This is a genomic window from Streptomyces sp. NPDC024632 (assembly GCF_055559175.1).
The window spans coordinates 84,289-100,258 of the sequence record NZ_JBVHLD010000006.1 but is presented as its reverse complement, the minus strand read 5'-3'; the positions used below and the strand labels follow the sequence as shown (position 1 = coordinate 100,258).

The window sequence follows — 15,970 nt, the reverse complement described above, 5'->3', positions numbered from 1 at the left end:
CGCTTTGGCGGGGTCGGGGACACCCCCCCCCCCCCCCCCCCCCCCCCGGCCCCCCACCACCCCCCCCCCCCCCCCCCCCGGGCCCCCCCCCCCCCCCCCCCCCCTTCTTTCTCCCCCCCCCCCCCCCCCCCCCCCCCCCCCCCCCACGCCGGGTCTCGCGGGTCGTGCCGGACGGTCGGGGGGACCGTCAGCCGTTCAGACCCTTGGCGAGCTGCTCGTCCGCCTGCTGGAACGCGTCGGCCGCGCTCTCCAGGAACTTGCCCATGCCGTCCAGACCCTCGATGGTCTTGGTGGCACCGGTGTTGAACTCGCTGTAGGACTGGTCGAACTGCTTCGAGGAACGGTCCGTGACGTAGCCGCCGTTGACGAGATCCTGAACGAACTTGTGCAGCGTGTTCAGCTTCTCGGTGATCTCGTGCTGACCGGTGCGCAGCTTGGTGGCCGCATCCCGCATGTCCTGGTACGTAACGTTGACATTAGCCATAGCGGCTTACCTCTCGTCGAACGTGCCGCAGGGCCGACCCCCGTGGCTCCTGATCGCAGATTTGTCTGATGGTCTGCTGATGCCTCAACTTACAGGGGAGGACGTGAGGGGTGCAGCCCCTGGTTCCCGGTACCGAAACGTCGACGTGACGGCGTCGAAGATGTCGAAGAACGAGTCCGCGAGGTCGAGTACGGCGCTGCTGCCCGCCACGAGCGCGACCTTGTCGGAGTGCCCCGGCAGCGGGATGAACGTCTGCATCAGCACGGTCCGCACCGTCCGCGAGTCGCCCGGCACGGTGACGTCCTCGATGCCGTACGTCCGCGCCGCCAGGCCCGTCTCCGGGATGTCGACGGTGGTCACCTTGCGCCACGGGTCGCCGTCCTTGGCCGCCTCCCGCGTGCGCAGCCCGGCCACGATCGACGCCGGGTCCGCCGCCAGCAGTTCACCCTCCGGCGTCCGCGCGCCGATCAGCGAGACCGTCACCGACGCGGTGAGCGGCAGCGCGCCGAAGTTCTGCGCCATGCAGCCGACGTACACCGCGCCGCTCTCGTACGCGTCCCGCGCCGCCTTGCGCAGGAACCGTGCCAGCACGTCGCGGTGTTCGGCCAGCGCCGGATTCTCCTTGACGCGCTGCGCGATGGTGCGGCGCACGCTCTCGTCGCGGGTCGCCGGGTGCAGGTCGAACTCCCACCACGTCATGGGCACCGTGAGGGAGAAGCCCTCCCGCTCGACGGGCATCACCCGTACGGGCCGCGGCTGTCCGCTGTCGTCGGCGTCCGCGCCGGGGGTCGTCACTTGCCGTCTCCCTTGGCGGACTTGGCGAGTTGGTCCGCGAGGTCCTTGTCCGCCTTCTTGATCTCGCGCACCGCGGTGTCGGCCATCTTCGACAGCCCCTCCAACTGGCTGTCGATCTCCTTGCGGCCGTCCTTCCAATTGTGCTCGAAGCTGTCGAGCGCCCCCGACACCTTGTCCGAGCCCAGCTTGGCCTCGTACGAGTTGAAGAGTTTCCGCGTCCCGTTCATGGTCGTCCGCACGGAGTCCAACGTCCGCGCGAAGTCCTCAAGTCCGGTCAGATCGACCGCGAGCCGATCCGGAGCCCCACCCATCCGATCCCCCTCCCCACGTCAGGTCGTCCGCTCCAACAATCCCACTGTTCCGCCGCCGGGCGGCGCGGCCGTGACCCGCAGCAGGTCGTCCTCGGGGTCGAGGACGAAGCCCGCCGACGTCAGCACGGCCGCGAGCGCCGGGCTCATGGCCTGCTCGATCTCTCCGAAGCGCTGCATCGTGCCCGCCGCCTCGTCCCGCGCCGCGACCGCCCGGTCCGCGGCCACGGCGAGGCTGGGGTGCGGGCGCCAGGACACGACGACGCCGGGGTCGTCGTCGTCCAGCGCGTCGATCTCCACCTGCGCCCCCCGCGCCACCAGCCGGTGCCCCCCGGCCGCGACCGGCAGCCCGGCCAGCTCCAACTCGTCCCGCACCTGCGCGGCGAGCCGCCGCATGGCCGCCATCGTCTGGTCACTGGGACCCCGCACGCCCACCCGCGAGTCAGTCGGCATGGCGGGGCCAGGCCGGGGAGTCGCGGGGCGGGGCGGGGCGGACGTGCCAGTGGGTGCGGTCCGCTTCCGGTTCCCAGTACGGCACATCGCCCTCGTAGTACAGGCCGTAGGCCCAGTGCTCGGGGTCCTCGTGGCCGAGGAGGTCGGGGCCTGTCGCCAGGTCCTGCCCGCCCCACGCCTGGTTGACGCGGGCCACCGCCTCGGCGCGCGACAGGCCGAACAGGCCGACCAGCTCGTCGGTGATGTCCCGCAGGGACTCCAGCGCCTCGGGAGACGTCGGCATGATGAACTCGTCCTCGGACACAGCGCCTCCCTCAGCGCACCAGTGAACGGGTGAACAGATCGGCCGCCTTCGAGCCGAAGACGGCGATCTGATGCCCGTCGAAGACCCCCGCCGCGCCCTTCCGGAACGCCTTGAGGTTCAACAGCATGGGCCCTTCGACCAGTTCGTAATCGTGCATGGCCCCGCCCATACGGTTGTGCCGGATGAAGTTGGCCAGCTCGTCGCTCGTACCGTTGAAGACCTTACTTCTCAGGGCCTCCAGCTCACTCTTGGGCACCTTGAAGTGCACCACTTCGGGGACGTCGCCGGAGCGCCCGGCCAGGATGCGCGACCACTTCTGCGCCTGTTCGAGGTCGTTGGTGACATAGAAGCCGCCCTTGCCGAAGTCCATCGCACGGGTGCTGAACGTGGTGTCCACGCCGTTGGCGAGGATGCCTCGCAGACCGCCGCCCGTGGTGCCGTGGTAGAGGTCGACCAGGCACTTGCCCTTGAGGCCGCGCGGGTCGGACCAGTTCAGCGGATTGAGGACGTAGGCGTAGGGGTCGGTACCCGCGTCCAGGCCCAGCGGGTCCGGGCTGAGATAGCGGGCCGTCTCGGGGTCGTAGTAACGCTCGTAGTTGTAGTGGAGCCCGCTCTCCGCGTCGTAGTACTGCCCGGGGAAGCGCAGCGGGCAGTCCGCGGCGTCGTCACGGCCGCCGTCCCCGCCGCCCCACAGGGCCGGACCCGGCCGCCGCCACACCACGACACCGTAGAGATCGACCATCTCGGTCGGCGTGCCGATGAGGTCGGTGACGATGGCGTGGAAGCGCTCGTCGACCTCCCCCGGCGACAGCTCCGCGCTCCCGGCCGGCCGCTCGGAGTCCGTCGTCCGGACCGTCTGGGCGATCGGGACGTCGTCGTCACCGTAGTCCCAGGTCACGCTGGTCCCGTCGGAAGTCCGCTCGGCCAGGCGGGTGCCGTCCCAGGTGAAGTCGGTGTGCCGGTCGGCGTCCCCGGCGTCCGACACGCGCGTCTTCGCGATCCGGCGGCCGAGCGGGTCGTAGCGGTACCGCCAGGTCTCGCCGTCCGGCGTCCGCAGTTCCGTGAGCCGGTCCGCCGCGTCCCATGAGTAGTGCCAGGTCCGCCGGCCGCCGGACAGCAGCCTGCGCACGCGCTGGACGATCCGGCCCTGCGCGTCGTGGACGAAGGTGCTCCGCCCCACCGACCGGACCCGGGGCCCGGCGTCGTACGTGTGCGCCGCCTCGTCGTCCCGGCTCGCGCCGACCCTGGACGAGCCGAGAGCGCCGCGGGCGTCGTACGCGTACGACTCGCTCCAGTCGGCCCCCGTCACGGCGGTCACCCGTCGACGGCTGTCGAGCCCGAACCGGACCGCGGCGCCGTCGAAGTCCGTCACGCCTTCCAGATAACCGTCGATCGTGTGCTCGTACGTCCGGGTCGTCGGCCGGCCGTCGGCGCCGCGGGTGACGCTCAGCGCGGTGGCCCGCGCCTCGTCCCGCCAGTCCCAGGTCAGGGTCAGGTCCGCGCCGATCCGGCGGACCGACTCGCGACCGGCGGCGTCGTAGCCGATGTCCACGGTCTGACCGCCGACCTCCCGGCGCGTCGGCCGGTTCCCCGCGCCGTAGGTCCAGGTGCTGACCGCCCCCGCGGGCGTACGGCGCCGCGTGCGTCGGCCCAGCGCGTCGAACCACGATCTGAGCTCGCGCCCGTTGACCCGTTCGGCCAGGACCCGTCCAGCCGGGTCGAGTTCGAAGGACACGTCCGCGGCGGGCCCGACGGCCCGGGTCATGCGGCCGAGCACGTCGTACTGGAACTCGGTACGTTCGGCGTCCGCCGTCTGCTCCACGACATTGCCCAGGACATCGCGCCGGAAGGCGATGGACTGTCCCGCCCCGTTGACCCGCTCCGTCAACTGCCCCGCTTCGTCGTAGCGGTAGGTGAGTGACCGCCCGGCGAAGTCCGTCTCGGCCGTCAGCCGTCCGGCCGCGTCGTAGGTGTAACTCCACCGGTCGCCAGCCGGATCGACGACGGAGGTGAGCCGCAGTTCGGAGTCGTACATGAACTCGTAGCGGGAGCCGTCGGGTTCGGTACGTGCCGTGCACAGGTCGAAGTGCGTGTTCTCGTACCGGGTGACGCCACCGGTCGCCGACCGGTGCTCCGCCAGGCTGCCCTCGACGTCGTACGTCCACTCGTCCACGGCGCCGTCCGGTGTCACCCGCCGGGCCAGCCCTCCCTCCGGCGTCCACGCCAACCGCGTGACCGCGCCCGTCGCGTCGCGGCTGAGGGTCACCCGCCCGAACGCGTCCCGTTCGACCTCGGTCACCGCGCCGGTCCCGTCCGTCACGGTCAGCGGAAGTCCCGCCGCGTCGTTGACGACGGTCTGCTGCACCGTGCCCAGCCCGTCGATCACGGCTTCGAGCGCCCCGCGCGCGTCGTAGCGGAACCGCGTCGTCACGCCCAGCGGGTCGGTGGCGGACACCTGGTTCCCGAACTCGTCGTACGTGAAGCGCGCCGTCGACCCGTCGGCGTGGGTGACCAGGACCGGCCGGCCGAACGCGCCGTATTCGACCTGGGTGGTGGCCCCGTCGGGGCGTGCGGTGAGGGTGACGTTCCCGGCCTCGTCGTAGCGGAACCGGGTGGTCCGGCCGAGTTCGTCGGTGCGGCTCAGCAGGCGTTCCCCGGCACCCGGCGCCGGGTCCCAGTCGAAGGAGGAGGTGTGGCCGAGCGGATCGGTGATGCCGGTCAGCTGGAACGCCTCGTTGAAACGGTATTCCGTCGCTTCGCCCAGCGAGTTGGTGGCGACCGTCCGGCCCTCCTGCGGCGCGTACGCGTAGGAGTAGTCGAGGATCCCCTCCGAGCCGTGGGCGCGGACGCAGCGCCCGCCGGCGTCGTACTCGTAGGTGTACGTGGTCTCCCGGCCGTCCCGCCAGCCGGTGACACGGCGCTGGTCGTCGTAATACAGCGAGAACGCGCCGCCGTTGGCGTCCACCGTCCGGTTCAGATTGCCGCGGTCGTCGTACCCGTACGTGACCAGGCTCGGCTCGCGCGTGTCGCTCAGCAGCCGCATCGCCGTGATCCGGCCGTCCCGTGTCTCCACGCCGACCCGGTAGCCGCCGGAGCTTTCCACGGTGAGCGGGACACCGCCCGGTGTGTAGGTGACGTCGACGGTGTTCCCGTTGCGGTCCACGGTGCGGCGCAGCAGCAGTTCCGCGGCTCCCTTGCGCGGGAAGAAGTGGTGCGTGGTCCCCGACTCCGGCAGGTGGACGGTCATCCCGTCGGCCGGGTCCCCGTTCCACCTCAGCGGCCAGAGCGGCCCCACCACCGGAAGAACGTCGGTGTCGGGCTGCGGGACCGGGTAATGGGTGACGGTCCCGTCCTCCTTGATGAACCGCACCCCCTCGTCGTCGAGGATCAGGCGCATGTCGAGCACCGACGACCAGGACGGGCCGAGCCAGCGACCGCCCCGGAAGGTCGACCGGTGGTGCCGTTCCACCACGACCGGCAGAATCCCCGGCAGCCTGAAGTCCGTTGCCGACATGACCACTTGCCCGGTGGCCACGTCCACGGGGTCGCCGCACGTGATGAGCTTCTGGAACTCGCGGCCCATCTCCCGCAGACCGGTCACGCCCTTGCGGACGCTGTTCGCGATGTTCTCCAGCGCCCGACCCGACTTCAGCAGCGCCGGGAGTTCGCGGGCCATCTTCAACAGGCCGCCGGCGGTGGTGAGGCCCTTGAACATCGGGATGCAGTCCAGGGCCGCGAACAGCACGTCCCACAAACTGGCTTTGCCTTGTAGGTACTTCATGACGGTGTCGGCCAGGACCAGGACGGCGGCGGCCAGGACCAGCCACGCCAGGGGGCCGCCGATGATCAGGACGACGATGCCCAGGACCGCGACGATCACCTTGCAGACCGCGATGATGTCGTCCCAGTGGTCCGCGACCCAGTCGACCGCCTTCTCCCACCAGTGCTTGTTCCTGATCCCCGCATCCGACGCCTCATGCAGCGCGTGCTGCGCCGTCGAGGCGGCATCGTCCCTGAGCTGGGCCGCGTCGGCGGCCAGCTGCTTGGCCGCGTCCAGCTTCGCCTGCGCACTGTGGACGGCGGTGGAGGCGGTGGTGTGGGCGCTGTTAGCGTCCGTGGCATTACGGGCCGCAGCCCGCACCTCCTCCGCCGACGGCGGCGGCACGTCCGGCTTCGGGTCCTCCTGGTAGGACTTCGACTTGTCCTGCGCCCGCTTCACCCACGCATCGGCATTCGTCAACTGGCTTTGCGCGGTGTCCAGCTCCTGCCGCGCGGTGCGCCCCTGCGCCAGCGCCCGGTCCGCGTCCCCCTGCGCCGTCTCCAGCTTCGGCCAGTAGTCGTCCAGGGCCCCGGACGCCAGGCGGTAGGACCGCTCCAGCTTGTCCAGCTCACCCGGCAGATCCCCGAACTGCCGCCGGTACGCGTCACCCGACAGCCCCGCCCACTCCTGGACGACGGTGTCACCGCTCAGACCCCGCACCGACCGCAGCGCCGAGGCGACATCATCAGCGAAATCCCCCAGCTTCCGCGCGAGTTCCTTCACCTCGAACGGATCACCCGGCACCGGATCCCGGTCCAGATCCAGCACATCCCAATCCGTCGGACGAGCCATCGCCAGACACCCCCGCCCCCGTACGACAACCTCGACTCAACGCATCATGCCCACTGGGACGGTGCGCGCAAGGGGGCCGGTTCCCGGGGGCCCGGGGAGCGGGGTCAGATGAGGTCGACCTTGGCGCTGGGCGGGAAGCCGACGCGGCGGGCGAATTCGGCGATGCCGGTGAGCTGGTCGCGGCCGAGGGAGAAGTCGAGGGTGGTGAAGTAGCGGCGGAGCAGGTCCTGGTCGAAGGACTCCCAGCGGGCGGCCTGTTCCGCGACCTTCTCGACCTCTTCGAGGGAGAGGTCGCGGGAGGCGAGGAAGGCGCGGTGGACGTCGCGGACAGTGTCGGGGCGGGCGGTGAAGTAGTCGCGGCGGGCGGCCCAGATGGCGAAGACGAAGGGCAGTCCCGTCCAGTCCTTCCACATCTGGCCGAGGTCGTGGACCTCGAGGCCGAGGCGGGGCGCGTCGTGGAGGGAGGCGCGCAGGGCGGCGTCGCCGATGAGGACGGCGGCCTGGGCCTCCTGCATCATCAGCGAGAGGTCGGGCGGGCAGCGGTAGTAGTCGGGCGTGACGCCGTACCGCTCGGTGAGCAGGAGTTCGGCGAGGCGGACCGAGGTGCGGCTGGTGGAGCCGAGGGCGACGCGCTGGCCGTCGAGGCGGTCGAGCGGGAGCTGGCTGACGATCACGCAGGACATGACGGGGCCGTCGCAGCCGACCGCGATGTCCGGGAGGGCGACGAGCTGGTCGGCGTGCTTCAGGTACTCCATGAGGGTGACCGGGCCGATGTCGAGGTCGCCCTCGACGAGCTGGGCGCTCAGCTTCTCCGGGGTGTCCTTGGTCAGCTCCAGGTCGAGCAGCGCGCCCGTTCTGGCCAGGCCCCAGTAGAGGGGGACGCAGTTGAGGAACTGGATGTGGCCGACCCGGGGGCGGGTCCGGCCGCTTTCGGCGTCACGCTCAGAAGTGTCCACCTGTCGGACGCTACTCCTGGGTCGGGGCCGTACCGCGCCGGGGGGCTTCGGGGTGTCCTCGCGGTGACGGTCGCGGGACGCCCGCGCCGACCGCCCCGAAGCGGTCGGCGAACCGTCCCGCGCCGAGCGCCGCGAGACGGTCGGCGAACCGCCGTGGGACCGCCGTACGGGCCGCCCTCGGCCCTCCCCCGGCACCCCCTCCGCGACCCCTTCCACGGGCTCGAAAAGACCGATCTTGAGACCCTTCCCCGGCCTCGACCCTGCGTGCTACGCTCATCGCAAGTTGCAGTTTGGTTTCCCTTGCAGTACAGAGCCTGCGGAGCATGTAACCCGCAGGCTTTTGTAGTTTTCAGACTTCGCAGTTGCAGGTTCTGGAGCAGGGCAACCCTTTGGGCCCAAGGAGGGCTTTATGGCTACCGGAACCGTGAAGTGGTTCAACGCTGAAAAGGGCTTCGGCTTCATCGCCCAGGACGGCGGCGGCCCGGATGTCTTCGTTCACTACTCCGCGATCAACGCCTCCGGCTTCCGCTCCCTCGAGGAGAACCAGCCGGTGACTTTCGACGTCACGCAGGGCCCGAAGGGTCCTCAGGCGGAGAACGTCACCCCCAGCTAGTCCTTGGACTAGCTCAAGGGTAGAGATCACATCGCCCGAACCTGCAGTACCAAGGGGCCCCGCACTTCCGTGCGGGGCCCCTGCCTTTTACGGGTCAGCGAGGCCGCTTCCGGTACAGCTCCTCGATCTCCTCCGCGAAGTCCCGCGCCACCTTTGAACGCCTCAACTTCATCGACGGCGTGAGATGTCCGCCCTCTTCGGTGAATTCCACCGGAAGCACCCGGAATTTCCGGATCGACTCGGCTTGTGACACCGAGGAGTTCGCGTCGTCCACCGCCTTCTGGAGTTCCGCCAGCAGCTCCGGATCGTCGACGAGCTGGGCGGGCCGCAGCCCCTCCTTGTGGTGCATCCGCTGCCAGTGCCCGAGGCCGTCCGCCTCCAGGGTCAGCAGCGCCGCCACGAAGGACCGGTTGTCGCCGACGACCATGCACTGGCCGACCAGCGGATGCGCCCGCAGCCGGTCCTCCAGCGGCGCCGGGGCGACGTTCTTGCCGCCCGCCGTGATGAGGATCTCCTTCTTCCGGCCGGTGATCGTCAGATAACCGGCCTCGTCCAGCGCCCCGATGTCCCCGGTCGGGAACCAGCCGCCCCCGGAGTCCTGTCCGGGAGCTGCCACGGCCGCCCCCGGTACGCCGCCGGGCGCGTTCCAGTACCCGGCGAAGATCTGGCCGCCGCGCAGCAGCACCTCGCCGTCCGGCGCGATCCGTACCGCCGTGCCGGGCAGCGGCCAGCCGACCGTGCCGAGCCGGGGGCGCAACGGCGGGGTCACGGTGGCCGCCGCGGTCGTCTCCGTCAGGCCGTACCCCTCGAAGACCATCACGCCCGCGCCCGCGTAGAAGGCGGCGAGCCGCTTGCCCAGCGGTGATCCGCCGCAGATCGCGTACCGCACCTTGCCGCCGAGCGCGGCGCGTATCCGCCGGTAGACCAGCGGGTCGTACAGCGCGTGCGCCAGCCGCAGTCCGAGCGAGGGTCCGCCGCCCGCACCGGCCTGCTGGGCGACGACGGCCTCGCCGTACCGCTGCGCGATCCCGGCGGCCCGGTCGAAGGACGCCGCCCGGCCGATCTTCTCCGCGGTGGCGCGGCCGGTGTTGTAGACCTTCTCCAGGACGTACGGGATCGCCAGCAGGAACGTCGGACGGAACCCGGCCAGGTCGGCGAGCAGGTCCTCGGTCGCGATGCTCGGCGCGTGCCCGAGGCGTACCCGGGCGCGCAGGCAGCCGATCGCGACCATCCGCCCGAAGACGTGCGAGAGCGGCAGGAACAGCAGCGTCGAGGCGGGCTCCTCGCTCACCGAGGTGAACACCGGGTGCAGCAGTTCGATCGCGTTGTCGACCTCGGCGAAGAAGTTGCCGTGCGTCAGGACGCAGCCCTTCGGGCGGCCGGTGGTGCCCGAGGTGTAGATCAGCGTCGCCACCGACCCGGGCGTCAGGGTCGCCCGCCGCCCTTCCACCAGCGCGTCCGGCAGCGTCCGGCCCTCCGCCGTGAGCTGCGCCAGCCCGCCCGCGTCGAGCTGCCACAGATGCAGCAGGTCCGGCAGCCCGCGCCGCTCCCCGCTCACCAGGCGGCTTTGCTCCACGTTCTCCACGACGCACGCCGCCGCGCCCGAGTCCGCCAGGATCCACGCCGTCTGGGACGCGGACGACGTCGGGTAGATCGGCACCGTGATCAGGCCCGCCGCCCAGGCCGCGAAGTCCGTCAGCGTCCACTCGTACGTCGTCCGCGCCATGATCGCCAGCCGGTCGCCCGGCTTCAGCCCCGCCGCGATCAGGCCCTTCGCGACGGCCACCACCTGGTCCCTGAACTCCCGTGCCGTGACGTCGTGCCACTGGGCCCGGACGTCCTTCCTGCTCAGCACGGGGTCGTTCGGGGCCTCCGCCGCGTTCGTGAACGGGATGTCGGCCAGGCTTCCCTTCTGCGGCGGCGGTACGAGGGGCGGGACCCCGGCCTGGACGACTCGGTCGCCGTCCTTGAGGGTTTCGGGTTCCCCGCTGGTACGTGTCGGCATGCTGCGGCTCCAGACGTGGTGAGGGTTTCCCCCTGCCGGGGGGGGTGAGCAAGGCGCTGTGCCGGCGGAACCGTCTTTCGTCAGCGGACCGCGGGTCAGGGGCGCTCCAGGACGGCCGTCACGCCCTGGCCGCCGGCGGCGCAGACGGAGATGAGGCCGCGGCCCGTCCCCCCGCGCTCCGCGAGGAGCCCGGCGAGGGTGGCGACGATCCGGGCGCCGGTGGCGGCGAAGGGATGCCCGGTGGCGAGGGAGGACCCGGCGACGTTGAGGCGGGCGCGGTCGACCGCGCCGAGGGGGCCGTCGAGTCCGAGCCGCTCCGCGCAGTAGTCCTTGTCCTCCCAGGCGGCGAGCGTGGCGAGGACCTGGGAGGCGAACGCCTCGTGGATCTCGTAGAAGTCGAAGTCGGCGAGGCCGAGCCCGGCGCGGGCGAGCATGCGGGGCACGGCGTAGGCGGGGGCCATCAGCAGCCCCTCCTCGCCGCCGACGTAATCGACGGCCGCGGTCTCGTACGCGGTGAGGTAGGCGAGCGGTTCGAACCCGCGCTCGCGCGCCCACTCCTCGGTGGCGAGCAGGACGACGGCCGCGCCGTCGGTGAGGGGCGTGGAGTTGCCCGCGGTCATGGTGCCGTCCGGGCCGCCGTACACCGGGCGGAGCCCGGCCAGTTTCTCGACGGTGGAGTCGGGCCTGAGGTTCTGGTCGCGGTCCAGGCCGCGGTACGGGGTGACGTACGGGTCGAGGAAGCCGCGGTCGTACGCGGCGGCGAGGTTGCGGTGGCTGGCGGCGGCCAGTTCGTCCTGCGCCTGGCGGGTGATGCCCCAGCGCTCGGCGGTGAGCGCGGCGTGCTCGCCCATGGACAGGCCGGTGCGGGGTTCGGCGTTGCGCGGGACGTCGGGCGCGAGGTGCCGGGGCCGTACGGCGGTCAGCGCGCGGGCCCTGGCGCCGGCGGACTTGGCGCGGCGGGCGGCGAGCAGGATGCGGCGCAGGTCGTCGTTGACGCCGAGCGGCGCGTCGCTGGTGGTGTCGGCGCCGCCCGCGATGCCGGAGTCGACGACGCCGAGGGCGATCTTGGCCGCGACCGCGAAGACGGCCTGGAGGCCGGTGCCGCACGCCTGCTGGATGTCGTACGCGGGGGTCGTCGGGTCGAGGACGCTGCCGAGCACGGTCTCGCGCGCGAGGTTGAAGTCGCGGCTGTGCTTGAGGACGGCGCCCGCCGCGAACTCGCCGACGCGTTCGCCGCGCAGGCCGGTGCGGTCGGCGAGGCCGTCGAGTGCGGCCGTGAGCATGTCCTGGTTGGAGGCGGTGGCGTACGGGCCGTCTGAGCGCGCGAAGGGGACGCGGTTGCCCGCGACGACGGCGACACGGCGGAGGGTCTGCATGCGATCTCCCAGGGCTCCCCGAGGGCGGCTCGGGGCTCTTTGCCGAAGCCCCGGGCTCCTTGCCGGAACCCAGGGCTCTGTGCTGGACCTCAGAACTCTGTGCTGGACCTCAGAACTCTGTGCTGGACCTCAGAACTCTTTGCTGGAACGGTGACTCACCAGTAGCCTTACCGCCGGTAAACTTACTCCAGAGTAAGGAGAAGGCCAATGGCCGATCGCTACCTTCGTCTGACCGGCACGGCCCCCGGCCGCTTCCTCACCCGCCGCCTCGGCCTGCCCCAGCCGACCCCGCTGCTGCGCTGGTCCGCCGAGCACCCCCGACTCGACGGTCCCGTGCTGCGGTTGACGGCGGGCGAGGCCGTACCCGCTCCGGCTCCCGCGTCCGCCGCTCCGTACGCCGCCGTCGTCCTCGACGCCACCGGGATCGCCGAACCGGCCGGGCTCGGCGCCGTGCACGCCGCCCTGCACCCGCTCGTACGGTCGCTCGCCGCCTGCGGTCGGATCGTCGTACTCGGCGCGCGTATCGACCCCGCCGACCCGCACCAGGCCGCCGCCCAGCAGGCGCTCGAGGGCTTCACCCGCTCCCTCGGCAAGGAGGTCGGCCGGGGCAGGACCGTACAGCTCGTACGACTGGCGCCCGGTGCCGACGCCGAGGCCGCGCTGGGGTTCCTGCTGTCGCCGAAGTCGGCGTACGTCAGCGGGCAGGTCATCGAGGTCGGCCCGGCGGTGTCCGGGACGCAGGCCGCCGCGCGCGAGGGCGCGCGCGTCGCGCTCGTCACCGGCGCGGCCCGCGGCATCGGGGAACAGGTCGCCGCGACGCTGGCCAGGGACGGCGCGCACGTCGTCTGCCTCGACGTGCCGCAGGCCGCGGACGCGCTGGCCGCCGTCGCCGCCCGGCTCGGCGGCAGCGCGCTGCCGCTGGACATCACGGCGCCGGACGCGGGCGAACGGATCGCCGCCGCGGCCCCCGACGGCCTCGACGTACTCGTCCACAACGCGGGCATCACCCGTGACCGCAAGCTCGCCAACATGGCCGCCGACCGCTGGGACCCGGTCCTGGACGTCAACCTCGGCAGCGTGCTGCGCACCACCGACCACCTGCTGAAGTCCGGCGCCCTCAACGCCCACGGCCGGATCGTGGCCACCGCCTCCATCAGCGGCATCGCGGGCAACGCGGGCCAGACCAACTACGCCGCGTCCAAGGCGGGCGTCATCGGCTTCGTCCGCGCCCTGGCCGCCGTCCCCGAGGTGCGCGAGCGCGGCATCACCGTCAACGCCGTCGCCCCCGGCTTCATCGAGACGCGGATGACCGCCGCCGTTCCCCTCGTCATCCGCGAGGCGGGCCGCCGGATGAACTCCCTCGGCCAGGGCGGCCTCCCCGTGGATGTCGCCGAGACCGTCGCCTGGCTCTCGGCCGCGGCCTCCGGGGGGATCACCGGGCAGGTCGTCCGCGTCTGCGGGCAGTCCCTGCTGGGGGCCTGACCATGGCCCTCATGCTGACCCTCGGCCGGGGCGTGGTGACCGGCATCGGCAAACGGCCCTCCGCGACCGCCCCCGTGCCGCCGGTGCGGCTCACCGCCCCTGCCGTCCGCGTCGACCCGGCGCGGCTCGCCGCCTACGCCTCGGTCTGCGGCTTCCCCGCCTCCGGCGCGGGCCCGCTCCCGCTCACGTACCCGCACGTCCTCGGCTTTCCGCTGGCCGCGCGGATCATGGCCTCCCGCGCCTTTCCGCTGCCGATGCTGGGCCTCGTCCACACCTCGATCTCGCTGGTCTCCCGCGCGCCGCTGACCGCCGCCGACCGGCCCGACATCACGGCCTACGCGGCCGGGCTGCGCGGGCACCGGCGGGGTACGGAGGTGGAGCTGGTGACGGAGGCGCGGGTGGACGGGGAGGTGGTGTGGGAGGACCGCAGCACGTATCTGGCCCGGCATGGGGGCGGGGCGGGGGGCGGTTCGGCTTCTGGGGGTGTCGGCGGGGGCGGGGGCGGCGACCGGGCGCCGTTGCCCGTGGTGGGCGAGTGGCGGTTGGCCGCCGATCTCGGGCGGCGGCATGCCAGGGTGTCGCGGGACTACAACCCGATTCACCTTTATCCGGTGACGGCGCGGATGCTGGGGTTTCCGCGGGCTATCGCGCATGGCATGTGGACGGTTGCGCGGTGTGCTGCCGAGGTTCCGGAGGCGGGGGGGCTTGAGGCCGTCTTTCACGCTCCGGTGCTCTTGCCTGGGACTGTCACGTACGGGGCTGCCGCCGGAGCTTTCGAGGTCCGCTCGCCCGGGCGTCTCCATCTCACCGGGGTCGTCTCCGGCCCGTAGGTTCGTTGTCTTGTCTTGTCTTGCCCGCCCAACCGTGCGGGGCGGGCAAGACAGAGCCCTACGGGCCGGGAACCCAACGCCGCCCAGCCATGAGGTTGGACAGCCCGGCCCACGCGAAATTCATCAGCGTGGCAGCGGACTCCTTGCCCGAGGCGCCCCCCCGGTGCGCCGCCCCCCACCCCGCCAACGACTCGGCCGCGCCGACCAGCGCGTGCGCCAGACCCGCGACCTCCCGGTCGGCAAGAGCCTCGTCACAGGACGCCCCACCGTCCCGCGCCGCGGCAGCGATCAGCTCGGTGACGAAGGCGACGATCTCCGCCCGCATCACGGCCACTTCGGCCGCGAAGGGCTCCCCGACCGTACGGGCCTGGCTGTAGAGCACGGTCCAGCCGTCCGGATGGGCCTCGGTGTGCTCGAAGAAGCCGAGCAGCCCGCTCCAGAGCTGCCGGTCGGCCGCGGCGCCGGGCTCCACGGCGGCGCGCACGGCCGCCTTCAGCGCCTCGGCCTCGCGGCGGATGCAGGCCGTGAAGAGGTCGTCCTTGGAGTTGAGGTAGAGGTACACGAGCGGCTTGCTGACCCCGGCCGCCTCGGCGATCTCGTCCATGGACGCGGCGCGGTACCCGCGCCGCGCGAAGGTCGCCACCGCCGCGTCCAGCATCTGCTGCTCGCGTACGGCTCGCGGCACTCTCTTGCCCCGCACAGCCACCGGCCCCACCTCTCCCCTTGCGACTCCCCCCGGGGGGACACCCCGAGGGCCACCCCGGGGCAAGCCTAAGGGGCAGGCGTCAGGCGGTGTGCGGCTCGGCGTCGCGCGCGGTCTCGCGGGCGGAGTCTCGCGCGGCGTCGTCCGCCTCGTCCTCCATGGTGATGTTCGCGGCGAGGTTCAGCCGCGTGCGCTCCACCCGGTCGGACACCTGACGGGCCGCCTGCTCGCGGGCTCCGCGCAGGAGCACCCAGCTCAGGGGCGCCGACACGATCAGCGCGAGCAGGACCACCCACAGGTAGTTCGAGTCCCCCAGCCCCGCTGGCAGGACATGCAGCCGGACCAGCCCCCAGATGACGCCGAAGGAGGCGACCATGAGGCCGAAGCGCAGTGCGGTGTAACGGAACATGCCTTCAGTGAAGCACGCCGCCTCCGCGCCGGAGGAAGAGGGTGTGCGACCCGGAGCACCGCCCGCCCCTCGGAGCGTCGCGCCGACGTCACAGCGTCAGGAGCATCACGATGTCGTCGCGGTCGTCACCGGGGGCGACCCGGATGGCGGCCGGAATGCGGCCGACCTCCTTGTAGCCGCAGGCGGCGTAGAAGAGGTCGACGCCGGTGCCGCCGCGGCAGGTGAGGCGGACGGCCTCGATGCCGTGGAAGCCGCGGGCCGCTTCCTCGACGGCGGCCATGAGCGTACGGCCGTGGCCGCGGCCCTGGTGGGAGGGGTGGACCATGAGCGTGTAGAGCCAGATCCAGTGCGTCATGAGCCGGTGGCTGTTGTACGCGAGGAAGGCGGTGGCGGCCACGCGCCCGTCCTCGTCGCGGCCGACGAGCAGGCGGCGTTCGCCGGAGCGGACGGCGGCCAGCGACCGGTCCATGTCGGGACGGACGTCGTCCGGGGTGACGGGAGGCACGAAACCGACGGCACCCCCCGCGTTGGACACATCGGTCCACAGGGCGAGGATGCCGTCGGTCAGTTCGTCGTCAATGAGCGGATCGAGCTCACAGGTAAGACCCATAAGGGCAGCTTACCCATTACTAATGCGGAG

15 protein-coding genes are annotated in these 15,970 nt (G+C 72.0%); 3 read left to right on the top strand and 12 right to left on the bottom strand.

The features are described 5' to 3' along the window. Positions 1-187: 187 nt before the first annotated feature. The 7 genes from ACZ37P_RS14255 to ACZ37P_RS14225 all read right to left on the bottom strand — a co-directional run bounded on the left by ACZ37P_RS14255 (position 188) and on the right by ACZ37P_RS14225 (position 7,912). Complete coding sequence (locus ACZ37P_RS14255; protein ID WP_188281644.1) at positions 188-484, bottom strand: WXG100 family type VII secretion target; 297 nt, start codon at positions 482-484, stop codon at positions 188-190. Between the two features lie 84 nt (positions 485-568). Next, positions 569-1,222 (bottom strand): hypothetical protein, encoded by a 654-nt coding sequence (locus tag ACZ37P_RS14250; protein ID WP_467346843.1) that lies wholly within the window; start codon positions 1,220-1,222, stop codon positions 569-571. Positions 1,223-1,275: 53 nt separating this feature from the next. Further along, entirely contained in the window at positions 1,276-1,590 is a 315-nt protein-coding gene (locus ACZ37P_RS14245) for a hypothetical protein (protein WP_355340480.1), read from the bottom strand. Between the two features lie 18 nt (positions 1,591-1,608). Beyond that, complete coding sequence (locus tag ACZ37P_RS14240; protein ID WP_355340483.1) at positions 1,609-2,016, bottom strand: hypothetical protein; 408 nt, start codon at positions 2,014-2,016, stop codon at positions 1,609-1,611. A 13-nt stretch (positions 2,017-2,029) separates the two neighbouring features. Continuing rightward, on the bottom strand, positions 2,030-2,344 hold the full coding sequence (locus ACZ37P_RS14235) for a hypothetical protein (protein WP_355340486.1): 315 nt from the start codon (positions 2,342-2,344) through the stop codon (positions 2,030-2,032). 10 nt (positions 2,345-2,354) lie between these two features. Beyond that, entirely contained in the window at positions 2,355-6,956 is a 4,602-nt protein-coding gene (locus ACZ37P_RS14230; protein ID WP_467346631.1) for an RHS repeat-associated core domain-containing protein, read from the bottom strand. A gap of 104 nt (positions 6,957-7,060) precedes the next feature. Beyond that, positions 7,061-7,912, bottom strand: a complete 852-nt coding sequence (locus tag ACZ37P_RS14225; RefSeq protein ID WP_355340492.1) for a menaquinone biosynthetic enzyme MqnA/MqnD family protein — start codon at positions 7,910-7,912, stop codon at positions 7,061-7,063. 409 nt (positions 7,913-8,321) lie between these two features. On the opposite strand from ACZ37P_RS14225, the gene ACZ37P_RS14220 reads away from it, so the two are divergent. Beyond that, a complete protein-coding gene (locus ACZ37P_RS14220) occupies positions 8,322-8,525 on the top strand; it encodes a cold-shock protein (RefSeq protein WP_330793863.1) in 204 nt (67 codons plus the stop codon). A 94-nt stretch (positions 8,526-8,619) separates the two neighbouring features. Here the strand turns inward: ACZ37P_RS14220 and ACZ37P_RS14215 are convergent, their stop codons facing one another. Both ACZ37P_RS14215 and ACZ37P_RS14210 read right to left on the bottom strand, forming a co-directional pair. Beyond that, positions 8,620-10,530: an AMP-dependent synthetase/ligase gene (locus tag ACZ37P_RS14215; protein WP_467346627.1), complete on the bottom strand. Its 1,911-nt coding sequence runs from the start codon at positions 10,528-10,530 to the stop codon at positions 8,620-8,622. 95 nt (positions 10,531-10,625) lie between these two features. After that, positions 10,626-11,906: an acetyl-CoA C-acetyltransferase gene (locus tag ACZ37P_RS14210; RefSeq protein WP_467346625.1), complete on the bottom strand. Its 1,281-nt coding sequence runs from the start codon at positions 11,904-11,906 to the stop codon at positions 10,626-10,628. A 207-nt stretch (positions 11,907-12,113) separates the two neighbouring features. Here ACZ37P_RS14210 and ACZ37P_RS14205 point away from each other — a divergent pair, with 207 nt between their 5' ends. After that, positions 12,114-13,388, top strand: coding sequence for a 3-oxoacyl-ACP reductase (locus ACZ37P_RS14205; RefSeq protein ID WP_355340503.1), 1,275 nt, complete (start codon positions 12,114-12,116; stop codon positions 13,386-13,388). Positions 13,389-13,399: 11 nt separating this feature from the next. Continuing rightward, on the top strand, positions 13,400-14,218 hold the full coding sequence (locus ACZ37P_RS14200) for a MaoC family dehydratase (RefSeq protein ID WP_355340506.1): 819 nt from the start codon (positions 13,400-13,402) through the stop codon (positions 14,216-14,218). Between the two features lie 58 nt (positions 14,219-14,276). Here ACZ37P_RS14200 and ACZ37P_RS14195 read toward each other — a convergent pair whose 3' ends face one another. From ACZ37P_RS14195 to ACZ37P_RS14185, 3 genes are all read right to left on the bottom strand, one after another. Further along, on the bottom strand, positions 14,277-14,876 hold the full coding sequence (locus ACZ37P_RS14195; protein ID WP_355340728.1) for a TetR/AcrR family transcriptional regulator: 600 nt from the start codon (positions 14,874-14,876) through the stop codon (positions 14,277-14,279). 127 nt (positions 14,877-15,003) lie between these two features. After that, positions 15,004-15,330, bottom strand: coding sequence for a DUF4229 domain-containing protein (locus ACZ37P_RS14190; protein WP_355340509.1), 327 nt, complete (start codon positions 15,328-15,330; stop codon positions 15,004-15,006). An 88-nt stretch (positions 15,331-15,418) separates the two neighbouring features. Further along, the gene (locus ACZ37P_RS14185; RefSeq protein ID WP_355340512.1) at positions 15,419-15,940 is read right to left on the bottom strand and encodes a GNAT family N-acetyltransferase; all 522 of its coding nucleotides are present in this window, start codon (positions 15,938-15,940) and stop codon (positions 15,419-15,421) included. Between the last annotated feature and the right edge of the window lie 30 nt (positions 15,941-15,970).

Bases quoted from the DNA above. Each gene is read 5' to 3' on its own strand.
- ACZ37P_RS14250 (WP_467346843.1), bottom strand. From the start codon at position 1,222: ATGCCCGTCGAGCGGGAGGGCTTCTCCCTCACGGTGCCCATGACGTGG.
- ACZ37P_RS14245 (WP_355340480.1), bottom strand. From the start codon at position 1,590: ATGGGTGGGGCTCCGGATCGGCTCGCGGTCGATCTGACCGGACTTGAG.
- ACZ37P_RS14205 (WP_355340503.1), top strand. From the start codon at position 12,114: ATGGCCGATCGCTACCTTCGTCTGACCGGCACGGCCCCCGGCCGCTTC.
- ACZ37P_RS14210 (WP_467346625.1), bottom strand. From the start codon at position 11,906: ATGCAGACCCTCCGCCGTGTCGCCGTCGTCGCGGGCAACCGCGTCCCC.
- ACZ37P_RS14220 (WP_330793863.1), top strand. From the start codon at position 8,322: ATGGCTACCGGAACCGTGAAGTGGTTCAACGCTGAAAAGGGCTTCGGC.
- ACZ37P_RS14195 (WP_355340728.1), bottom strand. From the start codon at position 14,876: ATGCTGGACGCGGCGGTGGCGACCTTCGCGCGGCGCGGGTACCGCGCC.
- ACZ37P_RS14190 (WP_355340509.1), bottom strand. From the start codon at position 15,330: ATGTTCCGTTACACCGCACTGCGCTTCGGCCTCATGGTCGCCTCCTTC.
- ACZ37P_RS14185 (WP_355340512.1), bottom strand. From the start codon at position 15,940: ATGGGTCTTACCTGTGAGCTCGATCCGCTCATTGACGACGAACTGACC.
- ACZ37P_RS14215 (WP_467346627.1), bottom strand. From the start codon at position 10,530: ATGCCGACACGTACCAGCGGGGAACCCGAAACCCTCAAGGACGGCGAC.
- ACZ37P_RS14230 (WP_467346631.1), bottom strand. From the start codon at position 6,956: ATGGCTCGTCCGACGGATTGGGATGTGCTGGATCTGGACCGGGATCCG.
- ACZ37P_RS14255 (WP_188281644.1), bottom strand. From the start codon at position 484: ATGGCTAATGTCAACGTTACGTACCAGGACATGCGGGATGCGGCCACC.
- ACZ37P_RS14200 (WP_355340506.1), top strand. From the start codon at position 13,400: ATGCTGACCCTCGGCCGGGGCGTGGTGACCGGCATCGGCAAACGGCCC.